Consider the following 21,117-nt stretch of genomic DNA (forward strand, 5'->3'; position numbering starts at 1 on the left):
TGATACTTATAGAACACTTACCACTACTACGGCTAACGGTAGTAAATGTAATACCAGTGGAGGAAATACGCGTAGACTCCAGCGGGAGGAAAGGCCTAGGTGAGACCCCACAGAGCGACGAGCGAAACTTCCACCGAGTAAGCTTCGAGTTGCGAGGAGCGATACTTCACCGAAATTACCTGCAACGCGACGAGCACCCAGCTCGAGGAGGCTCAGCAGCCGCCCGCGGAAAGCGTAGTGTATTTCCGGAACGGCGGGAGGGCGACTTCCTGGTTACATCGCAGTTTATATCTATTGTGTAAAAAAACAACAATCTGAAAATATCCATCTATTACACTATTCCCAATATTCCCATTCTATCTCAAGTAAGGCAAATATACGAATATAATAATAAATACCCAGATCACATCAACAAAATGCCAATAATAAGAGAAAATCTTTTGTTTCTCGATAAATAGTGAATAAGGAATCCTTTTTTTAAATTGGATAAACAAGGTCCCCATCCAGCCAATTCCAAACCCAACATGTGCTGCATGAAGTCCTACTAGAACATAGAAAGAACTCATAAACACGTTGGCACTCATCCCATAGCCTTTTTGCAGGTAATTCGAGAATTCATGAACCTCTAGTCCTAAGAAAATCAACGCAAATAAACAAGTAACCCCAAGCCAACCCAATAACTTTTTATACTGTCGATTTGCCAATCCTTTTTCAGCAACAATCAATGTTCCACTGCTTGCTAGCAAGAAAAGGGAGGATAGGATCACACTTTTCACTTCAAATAGCTCTGTCGGCTGTGGTCCAATCGATGCTGGGGTGAAAATGATATACGTAACAAATAATGTCGCAAACATGATCGCCTCCACACCAAGGTAAATAAAAAAGCCAATTTGTTTATCCTTGAATAAGGCTGCTTCATACTCATTCATCGACCTTCTCCCCCTTTCCATAATATGCCTTACGCTCATCTGTTAATGACCGAATTACAAATAAACTTAATACGGCTACACCACCGGCAACAGCAAGAACATACCACGAATACGTCAAGCCAAGACATATAATAAATACGGAGAATGCCATTGCTAGCGGTATAATTGTATTTACAGCTATCGGAGCAGGGCGTGATTTTGTAGTCGTACGTAATGGTCTGTTTTCCACTTTGGCATACCAATATGGATCCATTTGATCAACAATCGGCATCGGTTCAAATGTGTCCTCTGGCGATGGAGATGGGACAGTCCACTCTAATGTCCGACCATTCCATGGATCACTGCCGACTTTTTCTCCTTTTGTATGTGTTTTATATACATTCCATATTACAAACAACATACTCATACCCATTAAAAAGGCGCCAATCGTGCTTGTAAAATTCAACCCCGCTACACCATCATTTGCACCATACGTATAAACACGGCGGGGCATTCCTTCCAGCCCGGAAATATGCATTGGGAAAAATGTTAAATGAAACCCAATGATAAACAGCCAAAAATGCCATTTCCCTAATTTTTCATCTAATTGATAACCAGTAATCTTTGGATACCAATAATAAAGGCCACCAAATATCCCTAAAATAGTTGAGGCAATAATCACATAATGAAAGTGCGCGACAACGAAATAGGAATCATGGAACTGAAAATCCGCTGCCGATACACTAAGCATAACCCCTGTGACACCACCCATTACAAACGATGGAATAAACCCCAAAGCAAATAGCATTGGCGTTGTTACCCTGATCACACCACCACGTATCGTAAACAACCAGTTAAAAATCTTAATACCAGTTGGAATTGCAATCAGCATCGATGTAATCGCGAAAAATGTATTTGCCATCGGTCCTAAGCCGACTGTGAACATATGGTGTGCCCAAACCATAAAACCTAAAAACCCAATCAGGGATAGCGAGATAACCATTGCTGGATAGCCAAAAATACGCTTCCTTGAGAATGTCGTAATAATGTCAGAGAATATACCAAACGCTGGCAATGCGATAATATATACTTCTGGGTGACCAAAAATCCAAAACAAATGCTGCCAATAAACCGGATTTCCTTCATCTCCGGAAAATATGCTTGCTCCAAATAGTCGATCAAACATTAACAAGTACAATGCGATTGCCAACACAGTAAAAGCTACCAATATTAAAAAAGACGTAATTAATGCTGCCCAAGGAAAAAGTGGCATCCGCGTTAATTTCATCCCAGGTGCACGGTGTCTGATAATGGTGACGATCATATTAAGTGCCGTGAAAATCGTACCAAGTCCAGAAATCTGCACCCCAAAAACATAATAGTCTGTCCCAGCATCAGGGGTATATTCTGAGGTTGATAGTGGTGCATAACCTGTCCATCCCACATCTGGTGTCGTATTAAAAAAGAATCCGATGTTGAAAAATACAGCACCAAACAAAAATAACCAAAAGCCAACTGCATTTAAAAAAGGAAATGCTAAATCTTTGGCACCTATTTGCAATGGAACAACAACATTCATTAGCCCTAACAACAAAGGCATAGCAGCAAAAAAGATCATCATCGTGCCATGGGTTGTAAACAACTCACTATATTTTTCATGCTGGAAAACCCAGAAATCATTGTTCGGAAAAGCTAATTGCGTACGAATAAGCAAAGCATCAATTCCTGCCCGCATGAAAAATACAACACCGAACAAAATATATAATGTTCCAATTTTACGGTGGTTTGTCGTTCTGATATATTCCCAAATGATGCCTAGCTTTTTCTTCTTTACCACCAAAAATACAATAACCAATCCAGCGATCACTGTAAAAATCCAAGCAGCCATTACATCTGTCGGCATATAAATTGCTTTTCCAAAAAGCGAAAAATTCAACGCCCTCACCCCTTTCGACACGAATTATTCACGCTCAAGATATTGTTGATAAGCATTCATCGTTACTACCTCTGTATCAAATCGCATATCCCCATGTCCGATACCACAGTATTCCGCACATTTGCCCTCGTACGAACCTTTTTGCGGATTGTTAATTTGATACGTTAGTTCCTTCCCAGGTAGCACATCCACTTTTCCACCTAAGGCAGGCACCCAAAACGAATGAATAACATCCTTCGACTTTAAGTGGAAGACAACCGATTTTCCTTCTGGTAGTACTAACTTATTCCTATCCTCTTTACCATTTTCATGTTTAAACGTCCATAAGTACTGCTCTGCTGTTACGTAAACATCAATATATTCTTGCTGTTCACTTGATTTTGGCCCTGGCGATTGATCATATGTAATCGCAATTGTCGGTACAGCAAGAATGATAAGCAATAGAATTGGTAAAACAGTCCATGTGATTTCCAATTTCAGATTTCCATGCACATCCAGTGGTAAGAAATCCATTTTAGCTTCTGTGTAGCGGTATTTCATAAAGAATCGAATAAACAACACAAAAACGACAACCACAACAATCATCATTAATCCAAAACTAAACCAAATTAAAAATGATTGCTCACTGGCCGTTTCACTTTTGGGATTCAATGTAGTTATGTTACACCCTGCCAACAATGAGAAAACAGGTAGTAAAAGCAAACGCTTCATCATATCAGCAACCCTTTCCACGTATGACGACTTATACTAAGCCTGCAAATAAATAACTAATGTTGCGATTCCCAGCAAAGTCGTTTTCTAAACATGGGAGAAATTGAACCTCCTACTGAAAACGAAAGGCGGTTTCTAAAAGATTATTGTTTTTTTCATAATAGATATAAGATGTGACCTAACTAAGACACTGCTCTACCATCGTTTCAGAAATACACTTATTCTTGTAATTCCTGTTGATGTTCCTGCTCTCCGGATGATGTTTTCGTTCTCGCGCCGATGTTTCCGCTCTCGGGACGATGTTTCTGCTCTCGCGCCGATGTTTCCGCTTTCCCGCCGATGTTTCTACTCTCGCGCCGATGTTTCTGCTCTCGCGCCGATGTTCCTGCTCTCGCGCCGATGTTTCCGCTCTCGCGCCGATGTTTCTGCTCTCGCGCCGATGTTTCCGCTTTCCCGCCGATGTTTCCGCTTTCCCGCCGATGTTTCCTGCTCTCGCGCCGATGTTCCTGCTCTCGCGCCGATGTTTCCGCTCTCGCGCCGATGTTTCCGCTCTCGCGCCGATGTTTCTGCTCTCGCGCCGATGTTTCCGCTCTCGCGCCGATGTTTCCGCTTTCCCGCCGATGTTTCCGCTTTCCCGCCGATGTTTCCTGCTCTCGCGCCGATGTTTCCTGCTCTCGCGCCGATGTTCCTGCTTTCCCGCCGATGTTTCCGCTCTCGCGCCGATGTTTCCGCTCTCGCGCCGATGTTCCTGCTCTCGCGCCGATGTTTCCGCTCTCGCGCCGATGTTTCTGCTCTCGCGCCGATGTTCCTGCTTTCCCGCCGATGTTTCCTGCTCTCGGGACGATGTTTTCTCCCTGGAGCCGATGTTCCTCGCGCTCGGGACGATGCTGTCGCTCCTTCGCCGATGATCCAAAACTAAAAAAGCGAAAAGTGCCTCATTGGCCCTTTTCGCTTTTGCTTCTTATTCCTTATTCACTTTTTCCTCTAGCTCCTTGATCCTTGCGCGTAAGGCGTCGATATCCTCTTTGGTAGCGATACCCAAGTCTTTTACCAGCTGTTGCGTTTGTTCGTATTGTTTATCGCTCCATTCGTCTTTTTTCAGTTCGCCCTTATCAACGAAATTTCGCAAAACGGATCGTGCTTGTTCCTGCGTTAATTCATTTTTATCAACTAGATCTTTCAGCTTGCTTTCTAACTTTTCCTTACCACTTACTGCTGCACCTAATCCTAATAAAAATCCCTTTCTCAATAAGTCACCCATTTTGGGAACCTCCCTATTTAGTTGATTGAATCAAACGATAATGCTTGATGAAAAATATGTTCAACACAACAAAAAAGATAATCGTAACAGCAATACTCCCTATGTTAACAGTCGGCATGCCAAGACGGCTTGCAACAATACCTGTTATCACACCACCTACTATCATCATAAAACTAATTATTTCGAGAAGTAAATAAAAATGATGCATGAGCTGTTTATGTTGTTTCTCCTTTTGCCATTTCCTGTCTTTTTCTCCACTTTCCAGCCAATTTAACAGTGCATTTGGAAAGGAAAGGATCGGCTTTGCTGCATCTTTAGCAATTTGTTTATATATGGAATCAATAAAACCTTTGCCACCAAACCATTGCTTAATTTTTGGTTTGGCCCACTTACCAATATCAATTTCTGGGTAAATACCGAACAAAACACCAAGCACAATGGAAATCGCCCTGCCCAGGTAGGCATAATCAGCTGATAATTGGATTGGCTGTTCCTTAATAAAGACTTGTATTTCATCCTTTAATTGTTCCATTGTATGAGCATCCATTTGTTTTAATGAACCATTCTGATACATGTCTATTGTTTGTTTTAGCATCTTGATTAGCTTGTCACGGTCAGCATTTGGTAAAATAAAATGCATTTCGTCCAGCGTTTTTAATATTTTGTCATAATCATCGAGAATTATCCCTTGAACCAACCGCTTAAAGTGTTGGGTATCCCGCTGCCTGATTTCACCAATCATACCAAAATCAATAATTGCAATGGTTCCATCCTCTTGTAGAAGCACATTTCCAGCATGTGGATCGGCATGGAAATAACCTGGATTGAAAAACTGATCAAAATAAAAATCAAATAGAATATTAGCTGTTTGCTTTGCACTTATATGATGCTCTGCCATGTAAGCTGTATCTGTTATCTTTGCGCCCCTTATCCACTCCATTACAAGAACTTTATTAGTGCATAAATTCTCATAGTACGTTGGAATATGGATGGACGGATAATCGGTATATCTTTCCTTAAAATACGTACCAAAATTTAATTCCTGTTCAAAGTCAAGTTCCCGTTCCATCACAAAAATCAATTCCCGGTACAGTGCATGTAAATCTGCCTTTTTTCCAAACGATGTTAAGATGCGGATCAACCAAAAGACAATTTTTAGTGCTTTAAAGTCGATTTGAAATATTTCTTTTACCCGGTAACGCCGCACTTTAATAGCGACAAGTGTTCCATCACTCAATTTAGCCTGATAGACTTGTCCAATTGACGCAGATGCTATCGGCTTCTCGAGCAATTCCGATAGATGATCATCAACATTGCCGCCCCATTCTTCTTCCATTACCCCTTTTGCATAGGAAAATGGTGCTGGTGGGACACGATCGACAAGACCAGTTAACTCGCGGATAAACACTTCCGGCATGAAGTCAGCCCGTGTACTTAAAAACTGCCCCACCTTAATCAATACGCCACCTAACTTAATAGCTTTCTCGCGATATTCACTAGCCATTTTACTTAACAGATCGTTCCACTTTTGCCTTGTTTGTTCATCCCATCCCCGGTGTCTTAGATGAAACATGTATAACTGAAAAATAAATTTCAATGCCATCCAAACGATGACCGTACAACGATAGACGACATTATATTTTAATGAGCTTTGCACGAATCAACACCTCAACTCACTTTACCCGTAATGCTAGTGTATCTAAACATTTTCAAGGATACTATTAGTTTATTCGAGTACTACCATTTATATTTATAATTTATATTTATGCATTTTTTTTCATAAAAATTAGTTAAACCCCTAGCTTATTTTTCTTACAGCCGGTAGAATAAATAGTATATGCTAAAGCCAGTAAATCATTTATGTATGACTAATCACGCTTTTTAGAAAATTGAATTGCTTATCAAACAGATTCTCTTTATAATAAAAAGAAAATGCTGTTTTCATTTAAGGGGGAAAAGAATGAAATCAAAAAAATACGCACTTAGTGATCATCTTAAATTTATTATCCCATCATTGCTTGGTGTTTTTTTATTTATGACGCCCGTTCCTACAGATGATGGATTAACCATTCCGATTGCGGTTTTAGCCAATTGGATTCAGGATGTACTGGCTGATCAGTTATCAGCTATTATGATGATTATTATCGTGATAACCGGCATTATGACTGTTATTGCAAAAATAGCAGGTCAAACAGCCTTCCAAAAGACACCATTTTTTCAGCAATTATTCTATGTTAGTAACTTTTGGACAGTAACAAGGGTATTGGCAGCGATATTTGCTGTGATGGTTTATTTCCAACTAGGACCGGAAGCCGTTTACGGGGACAGCACTGGCCAGATGTTGCTTGGTGATTTATTACATGTATTGTTCGCTGTGTTTTTATTTGCTGGTTTATTTTTACCATTATTAATGAATTATGGGTTGCTCGATTTATTCGGAACATTGATGACAAAAATAATGCGTCCGTTATTTAAATTGCCAGGCCGTTCATCAATTGATTCACTTGCTTCTTGGATTGGTGACGGGACAATTGGCGTACTGTTAACAAGCAAGCAGTATGAAGACGGTTATTATACAAAACGGGAAGCAGCAGTTATCGGGACAACATTTTCCGTCGTTTCGATCACCTTTACATTAGTTGTCATTGACCAAGTCGGACTGATCAATATGTTTGTGCCGTTTTATGCAACTGTACTTATTGCCGGATTTATTGCAGCATTAATCATGCCGCGCATACCACCATTATCCCGCAAACCAAATACATATATCAATGAGGCAGAGGGTGATATTGAGGAACGTATCCCTAAAGGTCATAATAGCCTTACATTCGGCTATCAAAAAGCACTTGACCAAGCAAAGAAGGAATCAAGTGTCTGGAAGTTTTTCAAAGAAGGTGGGCAAAATATCCTTGATATGTGGATGGGTGTTGCGCCAGTTGTAATGGCATTTGGCCTGGTCGCACTGATCATTGCTGAATATACTCCATTCTTCCAATGGCTTGGGGTACCGTTTATTCCACTGTTGGAAGTGATGCAAGTTCCATACGCAGAGGCTGCATCGGAAACGATATTGGTTGGGTTTGCCGATATGTTCTTGCCAGCAATTATCGGCTCATCCATCGATGCTGAGATTACAAGATTTATCATTGCTGCATTGTCTGTAACACAGCTCATTTACATGTCTGAAGTCGGCGGTTTGTTACTAGGTTCCAAAGTACCAGTATCATTCAAAGATCTATTTATCATCTTTTTACTACGAACCATTATCACACTGCCGATTATTACATTGATTGCACATATCATTTTTTAGGTAACTTTTTGTACTTTTAAAAGATTGGGACTGCGATTACTCGCCCATCGAAAACATTTGTTGTTTTTGACAGGATAGATAGAATGTGCGATGTAACTTTGCGTGACTTCCTCCCATCCTATATAAGACGAGTGCTAATCCAGCGCTGCGGAAAAATACTCGCTTTCCATGGGGAACGCTTCAGCCTCCTCGGAAGAAAATCACTTCCTGCGGGGTCTTCAGACTGTTCCTTTTCCCATAGGAGTCTCGCATTTTTCCGCAGCTTAGAATAGCTTTCTGTTCAAGGGAGTAAAAGTCCGTGTAACGTAGATTCCATGGTTTTCCCCTTTTTGATAATCAGAACACCACTAACAGCGTAGGCAGAATACGTAGACTCCTGCGGGAACAGCACGTGTCTGAAGACCCCGCAGCGTGATTTTCCGCGAGGAGGCTGAAGCCGTGCCCGCGGAAAGCGAAGTATTCTGCCGGAGCGGAGTCCAAGCACTCAATCATCATTAGAATAAGGAAAAACGCCTCGAAGGAGGATTTTCACTGTGTCGCATTTTATATCAATAGCAACAACCTGTGTGAAAAGGACTTTTCTTATAACACATATAAAATCACAATCGTTTTATCGCAGGTGGCAATAGTTGTTGTAAACTTTGCTAATTGCTATGATGTTTTGTTGTTTAAATTTATATAAACGTTATCAGATCAAGAAAAAGCAGCCATCACAGCTTAACATGCTGTAATGGCTGCTTATTTAGATTAGATATTGATGACCTGTTTAATCCTGTTTGTTACTAACGAGGTATCTTTTGGGATTTCTGCATCAACTCTTTCCACTTCACTAGCCTTTTTTACTAGTGAATCGTCATACCCTAGTTGTTTCGCCGTTGCTTTCATAAACTCATAGAAACTCTGACTCTCATCTTGCCCAACGTGAAAAACACCTGTCGCATCATTATAAATCATTTCCTCGATCACGTTGGTTACATCATCAATGTGAACAAACGTCCGAACCAAATCATCGCGGAATTCAATTGGTTTTCCCGAGCGTAAATGATAGGATAACTGATCTGTCCGCTCATCTAGCTTACCAATTCCGTTCTCCCCATAAATCGGACCGGCTCGTAAAATCACATAGTTCGTTAATTCATTGTCAATCAGGCGTTCTGCTTTTACCTTCCCATTCGTATAATTATGAAACGAATGATCCTCAGGTAGATTTGATAATGGATCCGCTTCTTCATATGGACCATTCCCATCGGAGAAAACAAAGTCAGATGAAAGGTAGATCAATTTCGTTTCGGGCGTGAGGTGTGTGATCAAGTGCATTAAACCTTGATCCGTTAATTTGTGTTCATTTGGCCCACTCATAACCGCCCAAATAACAACATCCGGATTTTCTTGCTTATAAAACGCCGAAAACGACTCAGGCTGATTGACATCTAATTTGACGAGACCATCTGATAATGCCGGTTCTTGTAAATAAGTTCCAACCACTTCATCTGCTTCTACATGTTTTAGTTGTTTATATACCGAAGCACCAAGATAACCATTAGCTCCGAATACACAAATCTTCATTTCATTCACCTTCCCCTTGTCGCTTGAATTTGAAATAGTCTTAGGTCTGGTTGTGTTCTGCTTTTCTGCCAAAGACACCTCTTATAATTGATATCTTCCCTTCAATGAAGGGCTGCCAAACCCCTTGTATCGCTTTACTTGATAATACAAGGACAATCGCTGCGGAAATAACAGCCAACCCAATCAGGTCAAGCGCATTATTTATTTCAAATAACTGGGTTTCCCGGAAAATCTGGATGAAAAAGCCATGCAATAAATAGACATAGAGTGTTCGAGTCCCCAAAACGGTTAATCTATTCTTATTTTTTGGTATCCAGGCTAGTATGCTCATTGCCATTAATGCGGAGGTTACGTACACAAGTAATCGTGCAAGACCACCATATTCTGGCATTCCAAGCGTGCCATACGATTTGGACGCTAACAACCAGCCAGTATTCATGTCCGGCACAAAATAAACCGCTGTCGCAACGGAAAGCATAATAATCAAGGATGCGATTTTAACACCCTTCTTTTTCAGCAGTAAAACATGATCCGTTTTTAACCAATAGCCAAGTAAGAAGAACGGAAAAAAGACAAACGTACGTGATAGACTAAACGTATGACCTATATCCCCAAAGTAACCAACAATTAATCCTATTTGAATAGAAATTACTACACTTAAAATGGGTGGAAACTTTTTAAACCAATATAACAGCATGTGCCAGCTAAACAGACTAAATAAAAACCACAATGACCACTGCGGATAAAATATCCCTGTTTGCCAGTCATCCTTCCCGATATAGAAATAAAACACTGTATACAAAACTTGGAAAATAATATACGGCAATAAAAGTTTTTTGGCTAGTTTCATAATATAATCCTTATTTCCTGATCCTTTTGCAAAAAATCCTGATAAGAAAATAAATGCAGGCATATGAAAAGTATAAATCCACATATACAACGCGTTGATGTTGTGCGAATCGCTAGTAAATGGTTGAATCATATGACCAAATACGACTAGAAAAATCAATGCGAGTTTCGCGTTATCAAAATAAGCATTTCTTTCCATACAACTCAATCCCCTTTTTTGAAAGTGCTAACCTGTAATCAAGTTTACCCGTTTTCAAACAGAAATACGTGGGTAAAACACTGATTTCATGAGGTTGTAAATGAATTGTAAATAGGATGCAAGATAGATATAATTGCGTAATACTTTTCATGAATATGCCACATTTATGGTAGACCATAAAAATAAGACACTTACAGAAGTCCTGCAAGCGCCTACTTGGCAATCTTTTTCTTTTGTGTGTTTGCCTTGGTTTTCTTCTTTGGCTGTTTTGGTTGTTTTGGCTTCGGTTTGTCGCTTTTCGCTCGATCCAATGATGCCTGTAATGCATCCATAAGATTGGTAACATTATCTGGTGCTGGTTTTTCATCGCCTGTAACAACTTGCTCTTTATTTTTCTTCTCCTCGATTAAATCGAGCAATGCAGTGCGATAGTCATCCTTGTATTTTTCCGGGTCAAATTCCGTCGTTAACTGATCGATTAGCATTTTGGCCGTATCCAATTCTTTTTGCGTTTGTTCGACTTCCTCGGGAACATTTGGGACATCTTGAACCTGTCGAACTTCATCTGGATAATGGATTGTCTCGACAACAAGTGTATTTTCATAAACACGAATAACAGCTAATTGCTCCTTCGACCGGATAATCATTTTAGCGATCCCGATTTTTCCTGAGTCTTTTAAGGCAGCCCGCAATAAGCCGTATGCTTTTGCGCCCCCTTCATTAGGAGACAAATAATAGCTTTTCTCAAAATAAATGGGATCAATTTCCTCTAAGTTGACAAAGTCAGCAATTTCAACTGCTTTATCCTCTTGCTCTTTCTTTAACGCCTCTAACTCTTCCTCATCTAACACAACAAATTTATTTTTGGCATATTCATATGCTTTAACAATTTCGTCATTTTTCACTTCCCGATCACATACGGGACAAACACGTTCATATTTAATTGGAGATTGGCATTCTTTATGCAACTGCCTGAGCTTAACATCTTTGTTCTCTGTTGCGGCATGCATTTTCACCGGAATATTCACCAAGCCAAAACTTATCGTTCCTTTCCACATCGTATGCAAAACAAGAACCTCCCTTTTTTCATAGTGTGCCGACTCAAATTATTTTTATCCTTCATGGTTTATTTTTTGCGCAACAAGCCACTCTAAAGAGAAAGGAGGAAGGCTAAGATGATTCTAATGAAACCCATTGCTAGTACAAACATCCCGCGTGAAGATGATTGGTTATTTGAAACAAAATATGATGGCTTCCGCTGTGTATTGCATTGGGAAACAGATCGGATTACCTTAACAAGCAAAAATGAGAAGGATCTGACAGCTAATTTTCCTGAAATAGTGGACTATTGCCTAGCACATCAGGCGTCTATCAACGCATTTCTCCCACTCAAACTTGATGGAGAATTAGTGGTACTAAATAACCCCTATCAAGCCAACTTTTCTTGGATACAAAAACGCGGCAGACTAAAAGATAAAACATCCATTAACAATACTGCCAAAACAAGAGCTGCTACATTTTTAGCATTCGACATACTCCAAAAGGAAGGTTCTGATTTGAAACAAGAAAGCTTCCAGCAGCGGAAAAGCACGTTATGGAATTTATTCGCAGACGGAAATTTGAACGCGGATATTTCACTAAGAAACCGTCTATGTTATGTCCCCTACTATGAAAATCCACATGAATTATGGAATATTATTTTTACACATAAAGGAGAAGGGATCATTGCCAAGCGGAAAAACAGTGTTTACGGAAATGGCAAGCAGCATAATGATTGGTTTAAAGTAAAAAATTGGCGCTCCATTCAGTGTTTCCTTACCTTTTTTGATACGAAGAACGATTATTTTACAGCAAATGTTTATGACGGACCTGACATCATTGAAATTGGTAAATGTAAACACGGAATAGATTCGGAATCATTAGGGACATTGAAACAATTATTTTCGACACGCGGGAAACGACTGGAAGGAGGGTTTGCATTACCTCCAGCGATATGTGCCAGAATACATACATTGGATTTGTTAAAAAATGAACTTCGCGAACCAGAATTTGCTGAGCTATTAGTTCATACACCCGCACCTGAATGTACAATCGATAAATTGCGATTAGATATGGCCATGCTCCCCGTTGAACTAGAGCTGACCAATACAGATAAGGTCTTTTGGCCAAAAGGCAATTTAACAAAAGGAGATTTGCTCGTTTATTTGCGGGAGATTTCTCCATATATGCTGCCGTTTTTACGAGATCACGCCCTTACTCTAATCCGCTGTCCTGATGGCGTAACAGGTGAATCATTTTTCCAAAAACATCTTCCCGACTATGCTCCATCATATGTCGATAGCTTGGAAAGGGAAGAGGAAACATTTATTATATGCAATACGCTGGAGGCACTAACGTGGTTTGGCAATCACGGGGCAATGGAGTATCATATTCCCTTTCAAAAAGCGGCCAATTCGAACCCATCTGAAATCGTATTTGATCTTGACCCACCGGACCGTGAACGCTTTTCGCTGGCTATCCGTGCCGCAAAATTAGTAAAACAAATTCTTGATGATTTAACACTCACTTCCTTTGTTAAAACATCAGGAAATAAGGGGCTGCAGGTTCATATTCCCATTCCAGAAAACAGTCTGACATATGACGAAACGGCTATTTTCACACAAGCCATTGCCTGGACAATTGAGAATGCATACCCAAATTACTTTACAACGGAACGAATGAAGAAAAATCGGCATGAACGCATGTATATTGATTATGTTCAACATGGAAAGGACAAAACAATTATCGCCCCATATTCAACTAGAAAGACAGCCGAAGCAACCGTTGCCACACCATTATTTTGGGAGGAATTGCAAGAAGGGTTAACCCCACTACAATTTACGATTGAAAATGTTGTGGAACGCGTCCAAACGCTCGGATGTCCATTCGCCGATTACTTTGCGGTGAAGGAAAAACAAGATTTAGAAAAGATGAAGGCCTTGGTGGAGAAATAACTTATGACTGCGGGATGCGAGGATGCCTTTTTATGCCGGGAGTGATGGGGTGCGTGACTTTTCAAGTTTGTCCGGCGACTTTCTGCTTTTGTCCGGCGACTTTTCACGTTTATTCGGCGAGTTCGTGCGTTTATCCGGCGACTTTTCTCGTTTGTCCGGCGACTTTCCGCGTTTGTCCGGCAACTTTCCACGTTTGTCCGGCGACTTCCCCGTTTATCCGGCGACTTCTCACGTTTATCCGGCGACTTCCCCGTTTATCCGACAACTTCTCGCGTTTGTCCGGCGACTTCTCGCTTTCTTCCGGCGACTTTCCTCTTTTTCCGGCGACTTCTCACGTTTATCCGGCGATTTCCCCGTTTATCCGGCAACTTCTCGCTTTTATCCGGTAACTTCTCACGTTTGTCCGGCGACTTTCCGCGTTTATCCGGCAACTTTCCTCTTTTATTCGGCGACTTCTCGCTTTCTTCCGGCGACTTCTCACGTTTGTCCGGCGACTTCCCACGTTCGTCCGGCGACTTCTCGCTTTCTTCCGGCGACTTCCCACGTTCGTCCGGCGACTTCTCGCTTTCTTCCGGCGACTTTCCTCGCATACACGACTTTTCAACCAGGTTAAGCATCTTCGGCTAGGTGATGTTCGACCTCAATAGTGTGCGGCTTCACAATAGGGTGCGAAAATGCAAAAATGGTCGCTCCCAGCTAGAAGCGACCATTCCTTTATAATGCTATATCTTTTTCAATTGCTGCTTTATCATTAAATGTTTTTAGATTTAGTTTTCCTAAGATCCGTGATGTTAGGGTTCCTGTTACCATTGCATCATTCACATTAAGTGCCGTACGTCCCATATCAATTAGTGCTTCGATAGAGATAAGCAGTCCGGCGAGTCCTACTGGCAAGCCCATGGACGATAGAACGATTATAGCTGCAAATGTTGCTCCACCACCTACACCCGCTACACCAAATGAACTGATACCTACTATCAATATTAGTTTGGCAATAAAACCAAACGTAAATGGATCAATTCCGACTGATGGCGCAATCATGATGGCTAGCATCGCTGGGTACAACCCCGCACAACCATTTTGACCAATGGTAGCGCCAAATGATGCTGACATATTTGCAATACCTTCGTGAACGCCAAGTGAGTTTTTCTGAGCTTGAATGTTTAATGGAATCGTTCCCGCACTTGAACGCGATGTAAAGGCAAAGGTTAACACAGGCAACACTTTTTTCAAGTACGTCATTGGACTTAAGCCGAATACACTTACTAAAATCAAATGAATGATAAACATAGCTATAATTGCCACGTAAGAAGCTATAACAAATTTACCTAATTCAATAATACCAGCGAAATCGGTGTTTGCTACTGTATTCGCCATGAGTGCCAAAATACCAAATGGTGTCAACCTTAGAATCAACGTTACAATCCGCATCACAACGGCATACAGTGAATTTATTATTTTTGTAAACACGTCAGCTTGTTCCGGGTTCTTTCTGCGTAATCCTAAGACAGCGATCCCGACAATTAGAGAAAATATTACTACCGCAATAACAGATGTAGATCGCCCTTGCGTCATATCCAAAAAGATGTTTGATGGGATAAAGCTTAGAATTTTATCAGGCGTTGACATATCTTCCACATCACCTAATGTCGATTCCAGCATTGTACTACGATCATTTTCTGCCTGACCTGCTTCAATCTGATCCGCATTAAGATCAAATAATGCAGCACTACCAACACCTACAAGCGCCGCTATCATGGCAGTTGCGACAAGAATACCGATAATCCATGCAGACATTTTACCTAGTTCTGATGATTTTTTTAAATTTATAATCGACTGAATAATCGATACCATAACAAGCGGCACAACGATCATCATTAGTAAATTAATATATCCCCGCCCAACGATATTGTACCAATCGGTTGTTTGTGTTAATACGTCTGAACCGGCGCCATAAATTACTTGTAAAATAGCACCAAGCACAATTCCAACACCTAAACCTGTGAACACGCGTTTTGTAAATGATAAATGCCTTTTTTGCATCCAAATAAGAAGACCAATTATTGCTACTAACACGGCAACGTTTACAATGACTAAAAATGTATCCACTCTTTTTCCTCCTCTGTTGTTGATTATATTTGTCTATGCTGCAAGTGCCTTTACTGTTTTGTCTAACGTAAGCACCCGCCAATTCAAAATCAGAATTAAACATTTATAATTCCGATGTTTTTAGTATGCTTTAATACTATACAAGGGGAACCGATAATGTGTCAAGAAAATTAAATGCTTCAAACATTTTTATTCAAAAAGCGGCGCAGCAAACACATGTCAGCGATTCTTTTATGGTCCTAACGGTGTTTTTAAAAGATAGAGGTGTTAACTAAAATTTATAAAATACCAGCATACGTATATGGTATAATCAAATAAGGAGGTGATTAAATGGATAATGAGCAACTGCTTAAAATCATCTTAGAACGATTTGATAAAGTTGATCGTCAATTTGATAAGGTTGACGGTCAGAGTCAACTACCCACCACTTATCGGCCTTTCAGCCTGATTGAAGTGGGGGCTTAAAAAAGCTTTAGTTGTCTAGCCTAAGTCTTCATTGACTACGTTGGTTTGGTTATCACACCCTCGGATAATACCCTAGTCCGTTGCTCTGTGCTGGCACTGTAATAGTTCTGAATGGGTAGGAACGGTCAACCAGGATTTGGCGGTTTACCGCAAAGCCTTACCAACATTGGCGAAGGGTAACCACTCTGAGAGGAGGAACACAATGGTAGTGTTCGTTATCAATAAGCATGGCAAGCCTTTAATGCCGTGCAAACCAAGAAAAGCAAGATTGCTGCTCAAAGAAAAGAAAGCAAAAATCATATCGCATAATCCATTTGGAATTCAATTATTGTATGAAACCAATAGTTACACACAGGAAGTGAAGATTGGCATTGATTTAGGAGCGAAATATGTTGGCATCGCCATTACGAGCGAAGACAAGGTGCTAGTCAAAGGGGAAGTGGAGCTTCGCCAGGATGTCAAATCTGCCATTGATACCAGAAGAACATACAGACGTTCCAGAAGAAACAGGAAAACACGTTATCGTCAGCCGCGTTTTCAAAATCGTGCCCGAGGACAAGGATGGCTACCGCCGAGTATACAAAGCCGGGTGGAGAATACTTTCTTTTGGATTGACAAGTTTTGTGACCTCATGCCAAATCCCGAGTTGACAATGGAGGTTGGCAAATTCGATGTGCAAAAAATGATTGATCCAGCTATTCAAGGTGTGGCCTATCAAGAAGGTCAGACGTATGGCTATCATGATGTGCGCTATTTTGTATTGGCAAGAGATCACTATACTTGCCAAGTGTGCAAAAAGAAAGGCAAAGTTTTGAACACACATCACATTATATACCGTACACACGGAGGTTCCAATCGGGCAGACAACCTGATTACCGTTTGTACAGACTGCCATACACATGACAACCATCAGCGAGGAAACATTCTTTGGAAATGGATGGTAGAAGGGAAAAGATTGGCCCAGTACAAAGAAGGTCCGTTCATGAATATTTTTCGTAAGAGGGTATTTACCAAGTATCCTTATGCAAGAATTACTTACGGGTCAGTGACAACACCGAAACGTAAAGCATTAGAATTGGAAAAAACGCATGCAAATGATGCGATTGCCATCAGTGGTATTTCATCCATCAAGGAAAACGCCAAGACAACGTTCAAAATCAAGCAATTCCGCAAAAAGAAACGTTCATTACACGAGGCAACGGCAAGAAAGGGACGTAAATCTAAAAACATCACGAGTAAAAGAAATGAAAAAAACAAGAAATATCTCAAGGGATTTTATTTGAATGACAAAGTAAGGTTATATGAGAAAACCGGATACATTACAGGCTTTACTGGAACAAGTGGTGCTTATGTCAAGTCCATTGATGGAGATTATATCACCATGCCAAATAAAAGCTATAAACAAGTAAGTCTCAGGGAATTGACACAAATCAGTCATCATAACAATTGGCAGTTTGAATACAAAGCATTTGGCTAAGCCAACCGAAATTCATCTCCCACCTACTCATTGGCCTATAGCCCTTCACATTCCTTGAGGAGGGAGACTTCTTTCGGAGTACAGTTAAAGGTACCTTGGATTTAATATCCAGGAAGGTTGACGGCATAAAGTACGATATTGATTATTTAAGTGAGAAGACAGGAAAACATGACACGAAAATAAATAATCTTGAGAAGAGAATTCAGTCTTAATAAAGCGACTGGATTTTTTATTAGGAAATGGTGAAAACCCTAAATTAAAAAATGACAAGTAAGTTTAAAACGCATGAATTTTATCATTATCCATGCGTTTTTATGTGTATATTATTGTAGCCGGGGTTTCCAATGTCTTGTAACATACTCCACACAATATCAAAACTACTAAAACACGTGCAGATTGTTGCATTTATTCGATAGTAGCTTGCAGTTCAAGTTCTACGTTACCCTCAATTGCACGGGAAATCATACAGCTTTTTTCGGCCTTTTCCACCAGCTTTTTGAGCTTGTTGTACTCGTCCTGGGTTGCGCCGCTCTTTAAGGAAACGGTCGGTTTATGTATGATTTTTTTATACGTAAAAACACCATTCGTCACATCGACAATGCCCTCCGATTCAAGCGCCATGTCCTGTAATGGCAGGTTTGCCCGTTCAATCATAGCTGCTAACGTAATGATATAACACGTTGCTGCCGCTCCCAACAACATCTCATCAGGGTTTGTCCCGATCCCAGGTCCATCCATTTCAGGTGGGATGGAGATTTTCGTTTGCAAATTACCTGCCTGAATCCGCCCTTCACTATTTCGACCACCCGGCCAGTCTGCTTGTAAATGGAAATGATGCTCAGCCATTTTATCACCTCGTTGCTATTTTAGCAGTTATTGAGAAAGGCAACCAAATGATAAGCAGCAAGTCACCTCGTTGACAAAAGGACTTGATCAACCTGGCTTCTTAATTACTTGCATGCTTCGTGAATTTCTTATTGATGATCCAATATTTCCTTCAGCACTTGCGCTTGGTTGTACTTCTCATCTTTTGCCGAGAACAATAATGTCACGTTTTTATCATGCTCCTTGACGATTTCCTTTAGTTTTTCCAGTTCAACTTGTTGATCACCGCTTGTTAGTTCGTCTTTATACTTGTTCTTGAATTCATCATATTTATCTGGATCATGACCAAACCATTTTCGTAACTCCGTTGATGGTCCGACTTCTTTCATCCAGTGATCCAGTTTAGCTTTTTCTTTTGACATTCCTCTAGGCCACACACGATCGACTAATACGCGAACACCATCATCGTTACTGACATCTTCGTATATTCGCTTTATATTCACTGGCACTTTATAACAGCTCCTTCATCTTAGTTATTTATCTAGCATTGTTTTCTACATTCGGGTACTCACAAGCAAAATTCACCTTCTCTTATTGTTTTACCCGTTCTATTCAAATTCAACCATCTCCCATTACATATAGCAAAAAAATGTACCGCCATATCATAACAGAAAAAAGACCCTCACCACTGTGATAAAGGTCTTCTGATTATATTAATTTCCTTCCATAATTGCTTCCATAGCATATTTCAAGCTTGCCAGTCTTTCTGCGCCTTTTGTTTGGGATGGTTCACATACACCGTAATAACATTTAATCTTAGGTTCAGTCCCTGATGGACGCAGACAAACCCAGCTATCGTTTTCCAAAATAAACTTAATAACATTCTCCTGTGGCAAATCAATCTGCTCCACATTACGACTCTCATTCATAAATGTACGTTCACTCGAAAGGTAATCTTCCACCTGTAGAACCTGCAATCCTGCTATTTCCGTAAAAGGGGCCTTGCGAACACGATCCACGATAGCTGAGATTTTTTCTGCCCCTTCTTTTCCTTGTAAGGTTATTGAGGACATCCCTTCTTGATAATAACCATATTTTCCATACAACGTTTCCAATGCATCAAGCAGCGTTTTCCCTTGCTTCTTCCAATAATAGGCCATTTCACAAGCCATCATTGCTGCTTGTACAGCGTCTTTATCACGCGCAAAACTGCTAATTAAGTAACCATAACTTTCTTCAAAGCCAAAAATAAATGTCTCACCCGTTGCATCGAATTGGCGGATTTTTTCTCCTATATATTTAAAGCCTGTTAGTGTATCAATCGTTTTAACACCAAAATTATCGGCGATAGCGCGACCAAGCTCGGTGGTCACAATTGTTTTTAATAACCGGGCATTTGTCAATAGTGCACTGTCGCTATGTTCTAGGATGTAAGCCAGCAGCAATGCTCCAAATTGGTTACCCGTTAAAACGGTATATTCCCCGGACTTATTCTTGACAGCGACGCCCAAGCGATCAGCATCTGGATCTGTACCAATTAAAATATCGGCTTCATTCTTTTTGCCCAGCTCGATCGCCATTGTAAATGCTTGATGTTCTTCTGGGTTTGGTGAATCAACCGTTGAAAACTCCGGATCTGGCTTTGCTTGTTTTTCCACAACGTCAACATCAGGGAAGTTCAATTGATTTAATCCTTTTAAAACCAAATCATAGGATGTTCCATGAAGTGGGGTAAAGACAATCTGTAAATCTTTTGCAGCCTTTTGCTCATCATCACTAAGTCTAGAAATCTGTTTCAGCTGCTGCAGATAGGCATTATCAATTTCGTCACCTAACCAATTTATTAGTTCTTTTTCTTCTAATTCGGCTCTTTCTATTACTGGCACGGTTAACTCATTTTCTGTCTGGTTAATAAAAGAAATAACTGCTTCGGCTTCTGCTGGTGTAATTTGTCCACCATCTTCATTGTAAACTTTGAAACCATTGTACTCTGGTGGGTTATGACTAGCAGTTATCATCACACCAGCGACCGCACCTAAATATCGGACAGCAAACGATAACAATGGAGTAGGATGCAAGGAATCGAATACATATGCCTTAATCCCATACGCACCAAGTACTTTAGCAGTTTCAATTGCCAATTCTTGTGACATATACCTGGAATCATAAGATACCGCAACACCACGATCATTCACGTTGACACAGTTAGCCTTTAAATAATTTGCTAATCCATTAACAGCTTTGCGTACTGTGTAAATATTCATCCGATTAGTTCCAGGACCTAATATGCCACGCATACCACCCGTTCCAAATGTTAGCTCCTTATAAAAAGCATCTTCCAATGCATCAGTATCGTTTTTCAAGCAAGCTAAATCGTTTCTTAATGACGGATCAAGATTTTCAAACGTTTCCCATCTATTATAAACTTTCTCCCAAATTTCCATCACATGTATCCCCTTATCCCGCCTTATCAGACAGTAATCCCCTCCTCTCAAACTTTTGAAAAAC

The 21,117-nt window shown here is 40.5% G+C and carries 18 protein-coding genes; 5 read left to right on the forward strand and 13 right to left on the reverse strand.

Going from position 1 to position 21,117, the window contains the following annotated elements:
- Window positions 1-356: 356 nt before the first annotated feature.
- From ACW2QC_RS18310 to ACW2QC_RS18335, 6 genes are all read right to left on the reverse strand, one after another.
- Complete coding sequence (locus tag ACW2QC_RS18310; protein ID WP_457545385.1) at window positions 357-929, reverse strand: cytochrome c oxidase subunit 3; 573 nt, start codon at window positions 927-929, stop codon at window positions 357-359.
- Window positions 922-2,811 carry a cytochrome c oxidase subunit I gene (locus tag ACW2QC_RS18315; RefSeq protein ID WP_457545416.1) on the reverse strand — a complete coding sequence of 630 codons (1,890 nt, stop codon included), beginning with the start codon at window positions 2,809-2,811 and terminating at the stop codon, window positions 922-924. Before ACW2QC_RS18315 ends, ACW2QC_RS18310 begins: the two co-directional genes overlap by 8 nt.
- Window positions 2,812-2,868: 57 nt before the next feature.
- Window positions 2,869-3,558 (reverse strand): cytochrome c oxidase subunit II, encoded by a 690-nt coding sequence (gene coxB, locus ACW2QC_RS18320; RefSeq protein WP_457545386.1) that lies wholly within the window; start codon window positions 3,556-3,558, stop codon window positions 2,869-2,871.
- A gap of 175 nt (window positions 3,559-3,733) precedes the next feature.
- Window positions 3,734-4,468, reverse strand: coding sequence for a hypothetical protein (locus tag ACW2QC_RS18325; RefSeq protein ID WP_457545387.1), 735 nt, complete (start codon window positions 4,466-4,468; stop codon window positions 3,734-3,736).
- 48 nt (window positions 4,469-4,516) lie between these two features.
- A complete protein-coding gene (locus ACW2QC_RS18330) occupies window positions 4,517-4,816 on the reverse strand; it encodes a phasin family protein (protein WP_457545388.1) in 300 nt (99 codons plus the stop codon).
- 13 nt (window positions 4,817-4,829) lie between these two features.
- A complete protein-coding gene (locus ACW2QC_RS18335) occupies window positions 4,830-6,473 on the reverse strand; it encodes an ABC1 kinase family protein (RefSeq protein ID WP_457545389.1) in 1,644 nt (547 codons plus the stop codon).
- 303 nt (window positions 6,474-6,776) lie between these two features.
- Here ACW2QC_RS18335 and ACW2QC_RS18340 point away from each other — a divergent pair, with 303 nt between their 5' ends.
- Window positions 6,777-8,126, forward strand: coding sequence for a YjiH family protein (locus ACW2QC_RS18340; protein ID WP_457545390.1), 1,350 nt, complete (start codon window positions 6,777-6,779; stop codon window positions 8,124-8,126).
- A gap of 747 nt (window positions 8,127-8,873) precedes the next feature.
- Here ACW2QC_RS18340 and ACW2QC_RS18345 read toward each other — a convergent pair.
- The 3 genes from ACW2QC_RS18345 to ku form a co-directional block, all read right to left on the reverse strand.
- The gene (locus tag ACW2QC_RS18345) at window positions 8,874-9,692 is read right to left on the reverse strand and encodes a sugar nucleotide-binding protein (protein WP_457545391.1); all 819 of its coding nucleotides are present in this window, start codon (window positions 9,690-9,692) and stop codon (window positions 8,874-8,876) included.
- Window positions 9,693-9,732: 40 nt separating this feature from the next.
- Window positions 9,733-10,740 (reverse strand): acyltransferase family protein, encoded by a 1,008-nt coding sequence (locus ACW2QC_RS18350; RefSeq protein ID WP_457545392.1) that lies wholly within the window; start codon window positions 10,738-10,740, stop codon window positions 9,733-9,735.
- A gap of 212 nt (window positions 10,741-10,952) precedes the next feature.
- Window positions 10,953-11,807 (reverse strand): non-homologous end joining protein Ku, encoded by an 855-nt coding sequence (gene ku, locus ACW2QC_RS18355; protein WP_457545393.1) that lies wholly within the window; start codon window positions 11,805-11,807, stop codon window positions 10,953-10,955.
- Window positions 11,808-11,915: 108 nt separating this feature from the next.
- Here ku and ACW2QC_RS18360 point away from each other — a divergent pair, with 108 nt between their 5' ends.
- Window positions 11,916-13,733, forward strand: a complete 1,818-nt coding sequence (locus ACW2QC_RS18360; protein WP_457545394.1) for a DNA ligase D — start codon at window positions 11,916-11,918, stop codon at window positions 13,731-13,733.
- 22 nt (window positions 13,734-13,755) lie between these two features.
- Window positions 13,756-14,346: a hypothetical protein gene (locus ACW2QC_RS18365; protein WP_457545395.1), complete on the forward strand. Its 591-nt coding sequence runs from the start codon at window positions 13,756-13,758 to the stop codon at window positions 14,344-14,346.
- Window positions 14,347-14,447: 101 nt separating this feature from the next.
- On the opposite strand, the gene ACW2QC_RS18370 is transcribed toward ACW2QC_RS18365, so the two are convergent.
- Window positions 14,448-15,842, reverse strand: coding sequence for an L-cystine transporter (locus ACW2QC_RS18370; RefSeq protein ID WP_457545396.1), 1,395 nt, complete (start codon window positions 15,840-15,842; stop codon window positions 14,448-14,450).
- Window positions 15,843-16,172: 330 nt separating this feature from the next.
- Between ACW2QC_RS18370 and ACW2QC_RS18375 the strand changes: the two genes are divergently transcribed.
- Window positions 16,173-16,307 carry a hypothetical protein gene (locus tag ACW2QC_RS18375; RefSeq protein WP_457545397.1) on the forward strand — a complete coding sequence of 45 codons (135 nt, stop codon included), beginning with the start codon at window positions 16,173-16,175 and terminating at the stop codon, window positions 16,305-16,307.
- A 202-nt stretch (window positions 16,308-16,509) separates the two neighbouring features.
- Window positions 16,510-17,784 (forward strand): RNA-guided endonuclease IscB, encoded by a 1,275-nt coding sequence (iscB, locus tag ACW2QC_RS18380; protein WP_457545398.1) that lies wholly within the window; start codon window positions 16,510-16,512, stop codon window positions 17,782-17,784.
- 405 nt (window positions 17,785-18,189) lie between these two features.
- Here the strand turns inward: iscB and ACW2QC_RS18385 are convergent, their stop codons facing one another.
- The 3 genes from ACW2QC_RS18385 to ACW2QC_RS18395 all read right to left on the reverse strand — a co-directional run bounded on the left by ACW2QC_RS18385 (window position 18,190) and on the right by ACW2QC_RS18395 (window position 21,053).
- A complete protein-coding gene (locus tag ACW2QC_RS18385; RefSeq protein ID WP_457545399.1) occupies window positions 18,190-18,630 on the reverse strand; it encodes an OsmC family protein in 441 nt (146 codons plus the stop codon).
- A gap of 128 nt (window positions 18,631-18,758) precedes the next feature.
- Window positions 18,759-19,118 carry a DUF488 domain-containing protein gene (locus ACW2QC_RS18390; RefSeq protein WP_457545400.1) on the reverse strand — a complete coding sequence of 120 codons (360 nt, stop codon included), beginning with the start codon at window positions 19,116-19,118 and terminating at the stop codon, window positions 18,759-18,761.
- A 204-nt stretch (window positions 19,119-19,322) separates the two neighbouring features.
- The gene (locus ACW2QC_RS18395) at window positions 19,323-21,053 is read right to left on the reverse strand and encodes a phospho-sugar mutase (protein ID WP_457545401.1); all 1,731 of its coding nucleotides are present in this window, start codon (window positions 21,051-21,053) and stop codon (window positions 19,323-19,325) included.
- Window positions 21,054-21,117 lie beyond the last annotated feature (64 nt).

The sequence above is a fragment of the Virgibacillus sp. FSP13 genome (assembly GCF_054048505.1).

Excerpts from the sequence above, each read along its gene's own strand:
- ACW2QC_RS18360 (WP_457545394.1), top strand. The coding sequence starts at position 11,916 with ATGATTCTAATGAAACCCATTGCTAGTACAAACATCCCGCGTGAAGAT.
- ACW2QC_RS18375 (WP_457545397.1), top strand. The coding sequence starts at position 16,173 with ATGGATAATGAGCAACTGCTTAAAATCATCTTAGAACGATTTGATAAA.
- ACW2QC_RS18385 (WP_457545399.1), bottom strand. The coding sequence starts at position 18,630 with ATGGCTGAGCATCATTTCCATTTACAAGCAGACTGGCCGGGTGGTCGA.
- ACW2QC_RS18395 (WP_457545401.1), bottom strand. The coding sequence starts at position 21,053 with ATGGAAATTTGGGAGAAAGTTTATAATAGATGGGAAACGTTTGAAAAT.
- ACW2QC_RS18310 (WP_457545385.1), bottom strand. The coding sequence starts at position 929 with ATGAATGAGTATGAAGCAGCCTTATTCAAGGATAAACAAATTGGCTTT.
- ACW2QC_RS18365 (WP_457545395.1), top strand. The coding sequence starts at position 13,756 with ATGCCTTTTTATGCCGGGAGTGATGGGGTGCGTGACTTTTCAAGTTTG.
- coxB (WP_457545386.1), bottom strand. The coding sequence starts at position 3,558 with ATGATGAAGCGTTTGCTTTTACTACCTGTTTTCTCATTGTTGGCAGGG.
- ACW2QC_RS18315 (WP_457545416.1), bottom strand. The coding sequence starts at position 2,811 with ATGCCGACAGATGTAATGGCTGCTTGGATTTTTACAGTGATCGCTGGA.
- ACW2QC_RS18345 (WP_457545391.1), bottom strand. The coding sequence starts at position 9,692 with ATGAAGATTTGTGTATTCGGAGCTAATGGTTATCTTGGTGCTTCGGTA.
- iscB (WP_457545398.1), top strand. The coding sequence starts at position 16,510 with ATGGTAGTGTTCGTTATCAATAAGCATGGCAAGCCTTTAATGCCGTGC.
- ACW2QC_RS18340 (WP_457545390.1), top strand. The coding sequence starts at position 6,777 with ATGAAATCAAAAAAATACGCACTTAGTGATCATCTTAAATTTATTATC.
- ACW2QC_RS18350 (WP_457545392.1), bottom strand. The coding sequence starts at position 10,740 with ATGGAAAGAAATGCTTATTTTGATAACGCGAAACTCGCATTGATTTTT.
- ACW2QC_RS18330 (WP_457545388.1), bottom strand. The coding sequence starts at position 4,816 with ATGGGTGACTTATTGAGAAAGGGATTTTTATTAGGATTAGGTGCAGCA.